This is a genomic window from Candidatus Margulisiibacteriota bacterium (assembly GCA_003242895.1).
Classification (GTDB): domain Bacteria; phylum Margulisbacteria; class Riflemargulisbacteria; order GWF2-39-127; family GWF2-39-127; genus GWF2-39-127.
The window spans coordinates 98,724-112,088 of record QKMY01000053.1 but is presented as its reverse complement, the minus strand read 5'-3'; the positions used below and the strand labels follow the sequence as shown (position 1 = coordinate 112,088).

The 13,365-nt window shown below is 38.0% G+C and carries 14 protein-coding genes; 6 read left to right on the top strand and 8 right to left on the bottom strand.

Features of this window, described 5'->3' with window-relative positions:
• The first annotated feature begins 171 nt into the window (after positions 1-171).
• Positions 172-510: a hypothetical protein gene (locus DKM50_08945; GenBank protein ID PZM79576.1), complete on the top strand. Its 339-nt coding sequence runs from the start codon at positions 172-174 to the stop codon at positions 508-510.
• Positions 511-641: 131 nt separating this feature from the next.
• Here DKM50_08945 and DKM50_08940 read toward each other — a convergent pair whose 3' ends face one another.
• From DKM50_08940 to DKM50_08930, 3 genes are all read right to left on the bottom strand, one after another.
• Positions 642-1,217 carry a chemotaxis protein CheW gene (locus DKM50_08940; GenBank protein PZM79575.1) on the bottom strand — a complete coding sequence of 192 codons (576 nt, stop codon included), beginning with the start codon at positions 1,215-1,217 and terminating at the stop codon, positions 642-644.
• A gap of 73 nt (positions 1,218-1,290) precedes the next feature.
• Positions 1,291-2,229, bottom strand: coding sequence for a hypothetical protein (locus tag DKM50_08935; protein PZM79574.1), 939 nt, complete (start codon positions 2,227-2,229; stop codon positions 1,291-1,293).
• Between the two features lie 31 nt (positions 2,230-2,260).
• Positions 2,261-2,650 (bottom strand): NADPH-dependent 7-cyano-7-deazaguanine reductase QueF, encoded by a 390-nt coding sequence (locus DKM50_08930; protein ID PZM79573.1) that lies wholly within the window; start codon positions 2,648-2,650, stop codon positions 2,261-2,263.
• Positions 2,651-2,806: 156 nt separating this feature from the next.
• Between DKM50_08930 and DKM50_08925 the strand changes: the two genes are divergently transcribed.
• The gene (locus DKM50_08925) at positions 2,807-3,535 is read left to right on the top strand and encodes a hypothetical protein (GenBank protein ID PZM79572.1); all 729 of its coding nucleotides are present in this window, start codon (positions 2,807-2,809) and stop codon (positions 3,533-3,535) included.
• On the opposite strand, the gene DKM50_08920 is transcribed toward DKM50_08925, so the two are convergent.
• Positions 3,532-4,596, bottom strand: coding sequence for a hypothetical protein (locus DKM50_08920; protein PZM79571.1), 1,065 nt, complete (start codon positions 4,594-4,596; stop codon positions 3,532-3,534). The genes DKM50_08925 and DKM50_08920 overlap by 4 nt on opposite strands.
• 125 nt (positions 4,597-4,721) lie before the next feature.
• Between DKM50_08920 and DKM50_08915 the strand changes: the two genes are divergently transcribed.
• From DKM50_08915 to DKM50_08900, 4 genes are all read left to right on the top strand, one after another.
• Positions 4,722-5,333, top strand: coding sequence for a hypothetical protein (locus DKM50_08915; GenBank protein ID PZM79570.1), 612 nt, complete (start codon positions 4,722-4,724; stop codon positions 5,331-5,333).
• A 153-nt stretch (positions 5,334-5,486) separates the two neighbouring features.
• Positions 5,487-6,314, top strand: coding sequence for a hypothetical protein (locus DKM50_08910; GenBank protein PZM79569.1), 828 nt, complete (start codon positions 5,487-5,489; stop codon positions 6,312-6,314).
• 390 nt (positions 6,315-6,704) lie between these two features.
• The gene (locus DKM50_08905) at positions 6,705-8,228 is read left to right on the top strand and encodes a hypothetical protein (GenBank protein ID PZM79568.1); all 1,524 of its coding nucleotides are present in this window, start codon (positions 6,705-6,707) and stop codon (positions 8,226-8,228) included.
• 255 nt (positions 8,229-8,483) lie between these two features.
• A complete protein-coding gene (locus DKM50_08900) occupies positions 8,484-9,560 on the top strand; it encodes a hypothetical protein (GenBank protein ID PZM79567.1) in 1,077 nt (358 codons plus the stop codon).
• A gap of 46 nt (positions 9,561-9,606) precedes the next feature.
• Here the strand turns inward: DKM50_08900 and DKM50_08895 are convergent, their stop codons facing one another.
• From DKM50_08895 to DKM50_08880, 4 genes are all read right to left on the bottom strand, one after another.
• Positions 9,607-10,500 carry an EamA/RhaT family transporter gene (locus DKM50_08895; GenBank protein PZM79566.1) on the bottom strand — a complete coding sequence of 298 codons (894 nt, stop codon included), beginning with the start codon at positions 10,498-10,500 and terminating at the stop codon, positions 9,607-9,609.
• 76 nt (positions 10,501-10,576) lie between these two features.
• Positions 10,577-11,389, bottom strand: coding sequence for a tRNA threonylcarbamoyladenosine dehydratase (locus DKM50_08890; GenBank protein PZM79565.1), 813 nt, complete (start codon positions 11,387-11,389; stop codon positions 10,577-10,579).
• The gene (locus DKM50_08885) at positions 11,340-12,125 is read right to left on the bottom strand and encodes a hypothetical protein (GenBank protein PZM79564.1); all 786 of its coding nucleotides are present in this window, start codon (positions 12,123-12,125) and stop codon (positions 11,340-11,342) included. Before DKM50_08885 ends, DKM50_08890 begins: the two co-directional genes overlap by 50 nt.
• Positions 12,126-12,142: 17 nt before the next feature.
• On the bottom strand, positions 12,143-13,336 hold the full coding sequence (locus DKM50_08880; GenBank protein PZM79563.1) for a hypothetical protein: 1,194 nt from the start codon (positions 13,334-13,336) through the stop codon (positions 12,143-12,145).
• Positions 13,337-13,365 lie beyond the last annotated feature (29 nt).

The window sequence follows — 13,365 nt, the reverse complement described above, 5'->3', positions numbered from 1 at the left end:
TAAAAAATCAAAACCATCCAGGGTTTAGTAAATTTTTTGGCAAAAATCTGTCCTATACATTCCTATATCTTTGTGTGAATTTTCTATTTAGGAGTTGGGGGTATAAATTGGATGCAATTATAAAAAATATGTTACGATAAAGATTATAGAATTAAGCAGGAGGAATAAACAATGGAACTACATGAAGAATTTAACGCGCTTGAAAACAATGCCTTTCTCTATATAAACAAAAACAGCTTTACTGATAACTTCTCAAAAACCGAACAATTTACTTCACAGCTAAAAAAATCACTCAGCCCTTACGACAGTGAAGAAATAATGATACAAAAGGTCGTCTGCACTGCAATAAAAATTGAGTTCGACAACCGTCTTCAAAAAAATGAGTTCTCAAATATTACCAAACTTATTGCTGAAGCCTATAACGAAAATGAGGAATTAAAAAGCGAACTTATTTCGGTGGCAAAATCTGTTATAGGGAACAGAGCTAATCACGACATTTCGATTAATTAGCACCACTTCTCATCATCAGACAAGGTATCGGGATTTAGATCTTGCTTAAATTTTTTAAATTGAGCGGAAACTATTTTGAAACCGAAATACATACATAGAATAGTGATAAAAAAAGCTATCATTTCAACAAACTAACCAATCCGGCTTTGAATAAAATTAATATAATTCATACGACTCTTCTCTAGTAACTTTCGTTCTTCGTACTCTTTCTCTTCGCGTGTTATACTGATTACATTTTTCATGTTCAATATGGTTATTATATTGTCGTTATAGCGAGCAACCGATTGAATATACATCTCGTTAATCGTCGAAACGACATTAGCAGAACTTGACTCCAGTTCCTTTATTTTAATTACTTCAGACACTTTATCAACGATGAGGCCTATTGTCTGGTCATCAAAATCTATTACAATAACCCGCTTTCCAAAATCATTTTCTTTATGCGTCATTCCAAGCTTTTCGCGAAGATCAATAATCGGTATTATTTTTCCCCGCAAACTCAAAATACCAGCCAGATAATAGATAGTACGTGGAACTTTGGTAATTATAGGAAAATTGATGATTTCTTGAACTTCAGAAACCCGTGCTCCATATACCTGACTTCCAAGAAAAAACGATACTATGAGATAATTGTCTTTACGTTCCCGATCTTCAACATTTTCAGCGTATTCATCTTCATTGGTATCAACATTCATTATCTTGTCCATGAATCCCCTCGACTACAAGAAGCTTAATTTTATTATAACATTATTTTGAATAACATCAAAAAAAAAGCCCTTCTCATAAATGCATCATAATAAGCGCAGCGAAATCATCTGGTCGCTCCAGAAATGAAAAATATCCGGTTTTTTCGAGTACATAGATTTTCCACGGGAACACTTCTTTTTCCAGATCGCTTACTTTGATTTTATTGTAGTTAGTCTGATAATTCCTCTCGCTTAAGACAATTATCCCACGCTTAGCCTTGCTATACAAAACCTCCGAATAATCAACCCGTTGAAACTCATGTGCGGTTTTCAAATAAGAATATTTAACACCCGGAATTCCCCAGTATTTTGAGAGCAGGTCTACCATCTTTTCTTGAATTAACAGACTATTATAATACCCGAAATCATAAAGATTTTTCTTCATCATCCATCGATCGATAATCGTTACAAAAGCTTCGCCCGCCAATGGCCAGGACAAATACTTGTTAAAAATAAAAGATGTCTTGAAGAAAATATTATCGACGTAGACAACCTTATTAACTCTTTCCGGATGTTTATTGAGAAATTCGTTCACTACACGAGATGAATTGCCATGCGCCAAGAAAGAGGCCTTGTTTATTTTAAGAGCGCTCAAAAATTGGACCAAAAAGTCATCATATGTCTGAATAGAGTAAGGAACATCTTTCGGTTTATCGGTATAACCATGACCTAACAAATCCGGAACCAGCACATGGAATCTCTTTGAGAGCTTATCAATAACAGGCATAAAACTTTCTGCGGATCCCCCAATATCGTGAATAAGGATAAGGTCCGGACCTGCTCCTTTTTCAATATAGTGAACATTTCTGCCTTCTATATTAATCATTTTGCCTGGCAATTTATAGTCTGGATGGAATTCAGTGGAGGAATAATTGAAATAAACGTAATTCGCCACCAGAAATGTTGAGGTAACAACTATCAACCAAAGAAAAAACACTACCAGGTTTTTAACCGCTCTCAATAATTTTCTCATTGTACCTCCAGCCTGCTTATTATAATAAAAACTATTTATTGCCTTTTTCTATATAGCAGGTAGCATCTATGCCGCCTCTGGTATTATAGACAGTTGTTACTTTTAGATAATGAGGCTTTAATACTGCGTATATATCAGAAAACAGCATATTCGTCACAGCCTCCTGATAAATGCCTACGTTCCTATAAGAAATAAAGTAATATTTAAGCGATTTCAGTTCAAGACAAAACTCATCAGGAATATATTCGATCGTTACCTGGGCAATATCAGGCAATCCCGAAAATGGGCAAACAGCCGAAAATTCTTTAGTAGTATAAGTAATATACTGTTTTTCTCCCTGATAAGGAAACACTTCAAGGAAAGAACTCTTGATGTACTCCACTCCAAAAAAATCAAAACTAATTCCTTCAGCTTTTACCATGCGAAAACGACCTCCATAATATATATTAAAGCATTCCTAAAACCTGTCAGAAATGAATTTGATACCAGCCGGAACCAACTGTGATATAATTAATTATTGATTATCGTCATTTATATTATATAGTAGAATCCAAAATAAATTTAAGGAAATTCTGTAGTGAAATATTATTATACTATTATTCTTGCGGTTTTAATACTGGCGATCTCTATTCTGGCATTTTCAGCGAAACCCCAGGCTGGTTTAAACATAAAGGAAGCTGATGTAGAGAAATACAGCAGCTCGTTTGACCAACAAGCACTCCAAAAGATACTGAGCGATTATAACAACCTGAATGACAAAAGCAAACTGAAACCAACAGATTATTATTTGCTCGCCCGTACCTGTGAAGGATTATTAAGTTATTACGAAGCATATGACAACGAACAGGAAGTTACGAAAATAGCATTATTAGGAACAGAATTAGCACAGAAAGCCATTGAACTCGACAATACGCTCTCTGACGCGCACAGAGTATTATCAAGATTCCTTGCCAAACAGCTTAACTGGGGAAATATCTATCAGCTCGGGCCAAAGGTGTTAGATGAACTTGATAGAGCTGTAAAAACAGACCCTCACAACTACCGCGCAACGCTAGGGAAAGTTGTTGTCTATTTGTACGCCCCCCCGATGTTTGGTGGAAATGTAGATTTAGCGATTCAGAAACTAAATGAGTTCACTGACAAATATCCGGCATTTGAAGATGGTTTCCTGAACCTGGGAATTGCCTATAAAGTGAAAGGAAACACAATCAAGGCTAAAGAAATATTCGAGTCGGTGCTCTCCAGAAACCCAAGCAATCTAACGGCAAAAAAAGAACTTAAGATTATGAATACATCAAAACCTTAGCTCATCAATTCCCGTTCTCCATATCTTTCTTTCGCAATAATAAAGATTTCCTGACAAAGAACCAGCAACACCGGACCAAACACAAGACCAATAAGTCCCATCGTTTTTATTCCAACAAGTACACCGAGTAAAATCAATGTCATCGAAATTCTTGCGCCCCTGCCCATAAGCCATGGACGAATTACCATCTCAGGAATAATCACGAGAAGCGGATACCCGATAAAAAGGACAACCAGCAATTTAATAATATCACCAATTAACAAGTAATAAATTGACATACCAATCATCATTGTTGCCGCTCCAATAAATGGCACAAGCTGTAAAATGGCAGTAATCAGACCAAAAAACAAAATATCCGGAACACTAAGTATCCTATAGACAAGCATCGACAATACAAAAACAAGCAATGCAATAAGCAAATGGACCACATAAAAAGCTCGTAAAACCAGGTAGGTCCTTGAGTATAGATGTCCAAGGACCTTATTCCATTTCAATGGTACAAGAGAAGAAATATCCCTTTTCAATACTCGAAAATATTTGATGCTTGAAAACAATGTAATATAAAAAATCAATATAGTCGTAAAATGTTCAGGAATAGACCGGACAAACATAGCCGACATAGAGAAAAGGTAGTCCCCAATACCTGAACCCATATTTCTAATGGTTTGCACAGGCACATAGAACCGAGTGGCATTTTCTTCAATAACCTCCAAGGCTTTGGTTGTAAACTGGATCAGCAGATTAATATTTTTCTGTAAATAATAGCAAGGCAATACAACAATAGTAGCAACTAAAAGAGTTACACATACTAGAAATAATATCAGGATGATTTGGCTCCACAATCCTGTACTATAGTTTTTTTTCTGAACGGTTTTCAAAAGCGATATATATATCGGTTCAACAACTATTGCAATTGATAAAGCAAACAGAATTATGGGAAGTACATGCCGGAACACAAGAAAAACCACAGCAAAAATAACTATAAAAAATAACAACTTAAAATGATTTTCAAAAAAAAGTTTCACAAATAACCCCTCATTTATAATTAATATATAATGCAAAAGATTTCAATAAAAATACTATACATAAGATTATACAGGAGATATTATAATTAAGGTACCTGTAACAACTTAAATAGGGCCTCATCAAACGCACCGGATACCTCAGATTACAAAGGAGTCAAAGCATGAAATATACTATTATTGTTCTTTTATTGTTGCTTGTTAATTTCAGTTCCTGGGCGGCAGACGATTACGATGCAAAGGTAATCATCCACCAGAACACGCTGAATAACTTCTTAAATGCTATCGGGAAAATCAGCGATAAAGGAAAAACAAAAGCTGCGGGAATGGACCTGAATTATACCTGGACGGTAAAAAATCCAAGAATACAAATAGAACCCTCCAAAGCCAAGTTCATATCGGATGTCGCAGTCGATATGGGGCTGTTCAATTATGATACACAAGCAAAAGGCGATGTCGATATTGACTATGACGCTATAACAAACGCAATAAAAGTTAACATTAAGAAAGTAACGTTCGAACTTTTTTTTAAATTTTTGGGAAATAAAATTCATATTGCTGATGTTGATATATCCGGTTTCTATCACCCCAAATTTGAGTTTGCGGGCCCTCAGCCGATTCAGTCAAAGGCAGAGATCATTCTCCCGAATGGCGAAACAAAAAAAATATATTTAAGTACGATAAAAAGCAACATCTATTTAGAGCAAAACCAAATTGTTGTTGCCTCTAACGTGGCTTTTACAGACCATCCACCAGCGCAGCTAAAGGGGAAATAATGCTACCACTTCTATCTCACCGGTCCTGGCAACAAATATTAATCTGACAGATTAAAATAATAATTATTGTATGATATTATGCTATTTAGTATTTTTCTAAACTATAAATATTATTTTTTCTTATCTATATTGGAAATAACGAGGGCATAAACAATGAATAACAAATCAACAAATATACTTGTTTCATTATTTGCGATAATAATTCTTGCAACCACATCTTATTATTATGCAAAACACGACAAACAGCCTGAACATGCAATAACGATGGCAAAAATCGGGATTGATAAACATAACGCTTACATTTTTGACCGATATGTAAACATAGAAAAAGTTGCAAAAAACATGTCCTCATTACTACTTCCAACTTCAAATGTTACCAAAGAGTCTAAAACGCAATCAATTGCGATCTTCAAAGATAAGATCCGTGAATATGTTCAAGTCGGTTCATTCAGTGAAACAAACAACATGAATGATGCCGAGTTTTTTGTAAATAGTATTTTCGATCATTTTTCTACTAATACTAAAAAAGGCCCTATAAAGGTTAATTTTGTTAAAACAAAAAATAACATATCCTATATCGGAGTAACAGTCTCTCAAAAGAACTTGAACAAAAAAATTACAATTAAATTTCAGAAGAAAAAAAACCATTGGCAAATCATAGAATTTACCAACTTCAAAAATTCCTTAAAAAATGACCTGGAAAAAAGAAAAGAACAAATAATTCAAACAACAAAGATTAAAATTAATGATCTGAATATTGCAGCAATAAATCAGGTTATCGGTATACTTGTCGATGATCGTCATTATCCGATTGAAAAAATTAATGGAATTTTCCCAGCAGGGCCTATTACTAGTTCAGAATATTATCTCTTCATTATTCCAGGTTCCGTCCTGAAAGAATATTTCCCTGAAGGAGGAATGGTAAACCCCATTTCAAACCAGACATATCAAGTAATCAAAGGCAAAGTTATCATTAATTAAAACAAGCTTCCCCAGTTCGACATCTTGTTTTTCCGTTTTCATAATTCGAATAACTGATTTCTACGATTCTATCACAAAAGGCCAGCAAATATTTTTCATTTATGATGGAAAATACATCCCCGTTTTTCATCTCCATGAAGCAACCTCGATTCGTTCATCAGGAACTTGAAAATATCTCTTCCATAAATATATCGCAGCTTAAACACAAAAAATTCACGACAACCGCGCCAATTTATTACACACCCACTCCCATTTGATGTTCAGCGTTTTATAGTATATTATTGGCATAAATGCATTAAACTCATAAAGGGTTAAGAAAATATATAATTTTCAATTAAAGGGCAGGATATTTTCATGAATATGATTTTCTTATAGGAGGTAAAATAAAACATGAAACGTTCGGTAATGTGTTGCGCAGCGTTCCTGCTGCTTATTACAGGTTGTCGTGAAAAGCTTACCGGCGATACTGACCTCCCCTCACTTAATCAACCTATCATCAACGCCGTTACCGCATCAAAATCTGCCAGTATATCAGCCACGGCTCCTGAGCCGGTTCCAGCAACAATAGCTTTCCCGGGTGCTGAGGGATTCGGAGCAAAAACCCGCGGAGCATATTCAGGCGCAATAACGCCCGTTATCTATCATGTAACCAATCTTAACGATAGCGGATACGGCAGTTTTAGAAATGCGTTCAATATTACATGGCCTTTAGTTGTCGTATTCGATATCGGCGGTACGATATCTCTTACGGGAGAGATCAGTGTAATGCATCCATACGTAACAATAGCGGGACAAACAGCTCCAGGCGGAGGTATTTGTATAAAAGGCGGTGCGTTAAGGATCAAAAGTCATGATATCGTTATTCGGGGTCTCCGAATAAGAAACGGACGGGCAAGGACAGGAGCTAATGACCCGAACAGCGATGGAATTGCTATCGAAGCGCTAGGCGGTCATACTGCACCGTATGGGCAACCATATAATATAATTGTTGATCATTGCTCTTTCACATGGGCCGCCGATGAAAATGCTGCAAGCTGGTACGCAGCACATCATATTACCTGGCAATGGAATATCATTGCAGAACCGATCTGGGATAAAAACTATCCGAACATAACCGGATACCCGCTTCTCGTTGGTGACCGGGGTAAAAACATTAGCCTTCACCATAATCTTTTTGCACACTATAAACAGAGAGGTCCGGAATGCAATGACGGTACCTCCGGGGAAATTATAAACAATGTAATGTATCATTGGACCAACAAAGGAACTGACTTTATAGGTTCCCCTCTGGAAAGCAAGAATTCCGGTTTCTATGATTTTCAGCCTTCATATTGGAACCTCATCGGCAATTACTACAAGCGCAAAGGCACAGAGGGTCCCAGGCAGCCTATCATAATACTCAACTATCCGGGATGGAACCAGGAGTATTATGTGCATAACGACTCAAAAATATACCTATCCGGAAATGTAGGACCGGCTAGGCCTGACAGCAGATCGGGAAACGACTGGTCGCTTGTATTATGGTATGGCGGTGGTACGGGAGGCTGCCTGAAGGCAACCTCGCCTGCTACTGGTGTTTCAGGAATTAGGATTGATAAAGCTGAAAATGCATATACAAAAGTACTTGCTAACGCAGGAGCCTGCGTTCCTAAGTTAGATGCAGTGGATTTTCGTATTATCCAGGATGTTATAAACAGTACAGGTTCATTGGTAACCTGTGTGTCAAGCAGCGACTATCCATATCTGGCGGCTGGAACTACGCCCGCTGACTCCGACCATGACGATCTGCCGGACAGGTTTGAAATTGCTCGTTGCGGCTCAAAGAAAGCCCTTGAGAAAAATGCCGTGGCTCCGAGCGGGTACACATGGATGGAAGAATATCTCAACTCACTAATCGTTATGCTGAGAAAATAGCCTTTTTCGATCAGCCAAGGTTACTGCGTTACGTAGCAGAACAGGTATTTTTAAGACAACCTCTTAGTTTATAAACCATTAATTAATAAGATACCTATGATAATTTAAAGTCATTGATAATATAATTAATTAAATATATAATGATTTTGAAATTATAATAAGATAATTATACAGAACAAATAGAAATACTGACGAAAATATTCCTTTATACAATAAGAACCTCGCCCACACAGTATGTAAAAGGAGATAGCGAAAATGCAAAAGATATACTCATTAACAAGCTTGAGGTTTTTTTTGGCTGTCTGGGTTATCTGCCGTCATCTGAGTTCTGCTTTGCAATATGAATTAGCTTGGACAAAAAATGGTTATCTGGCTGTTGATGTATTTTTCATTCTATCGGGGTTTATCTTAAGCTATTGCTATGACGATAAAATAAAAACCATCTCCGATTATTTCCTGTACTTGATAAAAAGGATCGCCAGAATATATCCTGCATACTTTGTAACAACCGCTTTTTTTATTATTTATAATGTAATAAATGCATATATCAATCAAGAACCTGACAAGTTGATGACCAGTCTGACCATAAAAAATTTGTTGATGATACAATCCTGGTTCGGATTTAACCCAAGCTTAAACTACCCAGCATGGTCTATCAGCACCGAGTTTCTTGCCTATATTGTAATTTTGCCATTCTGCTTCTTTATTCTGAATAAAGCAAAAATATTTTACAAGATCCTTTGGTTATTATTATCAATAGGAGCTTTATGTCTGTATATTAACCATTATCATGCCACTGCCGGACTTAGCACTCATGGATTTAATGTTTATACGCATATGACTTTTTTCCGGATACTGCCGGCCTTTATATTAGGCAATTATATATGTCATATTTATAAAAAAGGCATACAGATAAAATATGCACATACATTTTTGCTACTTACGATAATCTTATTTTTTTTCGTTGCAGAGAGTAAAGCACCCCTTGATATCTTAATTTATCCCCTTAGTTTTCTCTTGATATTATCATTATTAAACATAACAGGAATAGTTTATAAGTTTTTTTCAACCAGAAGCCTTGTTTTTCTGGGAGAGGCATCATACTGCATCTATCTCGCGCAAGCGATAAACATACAGATATTTTCTGCACTAATAAAAATGAATGTAATTATTGTCAGTAACAAAATGTTTATGTTAGTTATGCTGCTCCTGACAATTATTCTGACTGGGATCGGTCTCTACATTTATGTAGAAAAACCCATGCGCAAAAAAATCCTTACTATAGCAGAAAACGCAGCTAAACCGAGTGCGGCTACTCTGGTTCATTCGTAATTAAAATTACAAAAAAAGATAACCTAATCCACGTTTTAATTCCTGGCTACAGAGCTATGTGTTTCTCTTTGAGCAGGATATAGGCGCCTGCTACCATAAAGGGAAGTGCGATAACAAACTGCATAGCTGGTAGTTCCCAAAATACGAAAAAAGAGAAAAGCGCTCCTAAAAACGGGGCTGTCCCGAGCAGAGCACTTGCTCGGGATGCACCAAGATCTCTTATCGCAAGAATAAAAAGAACAAGCCCGATACCGTAAACAAGCCCACCCCACATTATGGCGGCAACCAGATAAATAGACGAAGGGAAAGGCATTCCCAGGATAATAGAGAAACATAAAACTGAAGAACCGGAAACAAGCCCTCTTACTATAACTATTGAATAAGGATCTTTCATTGAGATATTTCGGGTAAAATTATTATCAAGCCCCCAAAATACTGTCGAGAGAAGGACTCCTAAAGCACTTAGCGATATCCCCCAGGAACTACTCCAATCCACTGACAACAAAATACTGGCAACAGTTATTAATATAATCGCAAGCCAGATACGTGGGCCAATTTTCTCCTTAAATAGGTATGCAGCAAACAGCGTTGTACTAACCGATTCAAAATTAAGCAGAATTGAGGCCGTTGCTGCTGAAGTACGAGGAAGGCTGTAAACTAAAACAACCGGGGCCAGAATACCACCGGTTAACATCGCGCCAAATAACCATAACCAATAGTATTTACTGAGTTCAACTTTAATTCTTTCCGTATGGAACAGGCCCACCTGCAATAAACGAATAATCAGCATTACAGCTCCACTTCCCAGGCCAAAAAGACCCACAAGAACAAGAGGGTGTATCTGGCTAAGAAGCAATTTCGAAAAAGGGGTCGTCGCTCCGAACAAACAGGCTGCGATAATTGCGAACAATTTGGCATGCATCAAATTATTTCTTTTCATACGTCACCCGGCATAGTTCTGGTGACGTATTATAGCAAGGAACATAATTAAAAAAAATATCTTCACCCATTCGGCTCTACGAATTAGCATCTCCCTTGTTGAGAAGAACCTTTATTGTATCTTTTGTTTGCAGCAAAGGCACCTGGTTATCATAAAAACCACCACAGAGATAATTAATAACATGGTTGGCGATAATCAGCCCAAAAACTCCCGTTAGTGTCGGAAGGCTGCCCAACACAGTACGTTTCCGACCTCGCGGGTAAAAGTCCTCATTAATATCCAATGAAGGATCATCCACATTCGGCATTACCTTTTCATCAGAATATACACAGAGCACTCCCGAATCAATGGCATATTTCCTCAACCGCTTTCTAACATTTTTGCCAAGCGGACATGCGCTGACGCCGGAGATATCTCCAATCTTTACAGAAAAGGGATCAGTCCTTTTTGCTGCCCCCATAGACGAAATATGAGGTATTCTTCGCTGTTGCAGAGTAGCCAGCAGCTGGACTTTAGGATTAAGTGAATCTATAGCATCAACCACCATATGCGGACTATTATCAAGTGCCATGTCAAGGGAATCAGCAGCTACAAACATCTGAAGAGCCTCTACCCGGGCATATGGATTAATATCGAGCACACGTTCTTTCGCAAGCTCTGCCTTAGCCCGTCCAACCGTAGAAGAAAGTGCGTAGAGCTGCCGGTTAATGTTGCTCTTGGTAACATTATCGTGATCAATAAGCCTGAGGGATCCGATCCCGGCCCTGGCAAGTCCCTCGACGGCATAGCTGCCAACCGCGCCTAGTCCTATGACAGTAACCCGGCTACTGCGCAACTTGTCATGCTTCTCTCTTCCGAGCATAAGTTGCGTTCGCAAAAATCGATCCATTCTTATTCACCGCTTTCTTTAATGTATCGAGACTAATCCCCTTAATCTCAGCAATAATTCGATAAGCTTCAGTTAAACAGACAAAATACTCATCAATACAAGACTTCCCGTTATCGTTAAAAGTATTATCCGTTTCAATAAGTATCCTGTCATTCGGTACAAAACAGATATTCATCCGTGTTACCGAAGAATCGTTAGTAATTGCTCTTGGGGAAAAAGAAACATATGCTCCCAAATCCAAAAGAGCCCGCGCTACCTCGACCGATCCTTGAAAACCATGCACCATAAAAGGTACGCCGCCAAAATCCCTTGCCCGGAGAATATCCAGAATATCACCCCAGGCTCTCACACAGTGAAGGACAAAAGGCTTATGCAGCTCAGTCGCAATATCGAGCTGGAGAGCAAAAATCGACTTCTGTCTCTCATAGTATGCCCCAGCCCTCAGCGATCGGTCCAATCCTATTTCTCCGATCCCTGTAGGAACATCAGCCAGATAAATTTTTAGGGTACCGGCAACTTGATGATCTACAGTATGGGCATACCAGGGGTGCACTCCATAAAAAGGAAAAATTGATTCATGCCTGCCGGCAAGTCCGGATAAAAGCTCCCAATCTTCAGGTAATGCAGAATTGCAAAAGAAGGGAGAAACTAATCTGTGCATGGCCTCTGCCATAAACGAGTCAATCGTTACTGGATCTTTTAGATTCGTGAGGTGAAGATGAGAATCTAAATACATAGGACTACTATGCCTTCCTACCCTCTCAACTTTCTCATTATAGAAGTATATTTGCTATAATTACCTTTCCTCTGGTACGCTTTGCTCAATACGAGAAGTGCAGGAGAATACCTTCGATCAATCTCGATCGCTTTCATTCCCAAATCAATAGCCTGATCGTAATCTTTTTTTGCAATATAAGCATCTGCCAGGGTACAATAAGCCTGTTTGTTCTTAGGATTAATCTTAATTGCATCTTGAGAGTATTGAAGGACCATATCGTAATTTTGCAGCTTTTTGTAGAGGCTTATTATATTGTTATAGGCATCATCATTAACAGGATCAATATCAAGAATAGTTTCATACATGCGAATAGCTTTCATATAGTCTGATTTTTTTCTGAGATATTTTTTTGCACTGTCGTATATAGCTGTTATACTCATCAAAGAAAATGCCGGGCGGAATCCGATACCATCCCATTCTACCGACGGGTCAATACCCGCATTACGAATGGTCACAGGGTACAGAACAGAGCCATTATTAAAAGATCCGCCACGAAGTATTACCTCATCGGCACACTTTCTTCCCATAGACCACTCATACATATTCCCAGCGACATCATATATATTGTTTGAATGGAAAATTCCAGTTTTTATAACGTTACCGGAATTACTGGCGTTCGTACCATTCATGTTCAATCCGGTTTGCTTGAACCATTTAACTACACAATCCCATTCGGTATCGTAAGTCATATGGGTATCAGCGCCTTTATAACGATAATCTTTCCCCATGTTTTGGCATAAATCTTTTGCGGTACTCCAGTCAATCCTGTTCCAGACATTTTTGTCAGCCTTAGAGGCTATTTTCCCGTTTTCATTACTCGCTTGGAAACGCGCGATATAGAATCCGCCATGCTCGTTGATCCCCGTCTTGATAATCTCCGGAACATTTTCGGTCGTTTCAGCAACAGAAGAACCCTGGTCAGGCCAGTCCCTTCTTACAAACCCGCCGTCAATACCGCCCACGGGCACCCATACCCATTGATTTCCAAAGGCATCTTCTATGACGAATCCGGTATTCCAGGCCCCCTCAATATATTTAAAGCTCTTGGGAATAGGCGGTTTTTTATGGTCAGAAAAACAGACTGCCGGCAAACTCAAGATTATCAGCAATAATATTATATTAAAACAAACTTTTTTCATTAAAATAACCATTGGCATCTTCTTTATCATCTCATCTGCTCACGAAGGATACTTCGTGA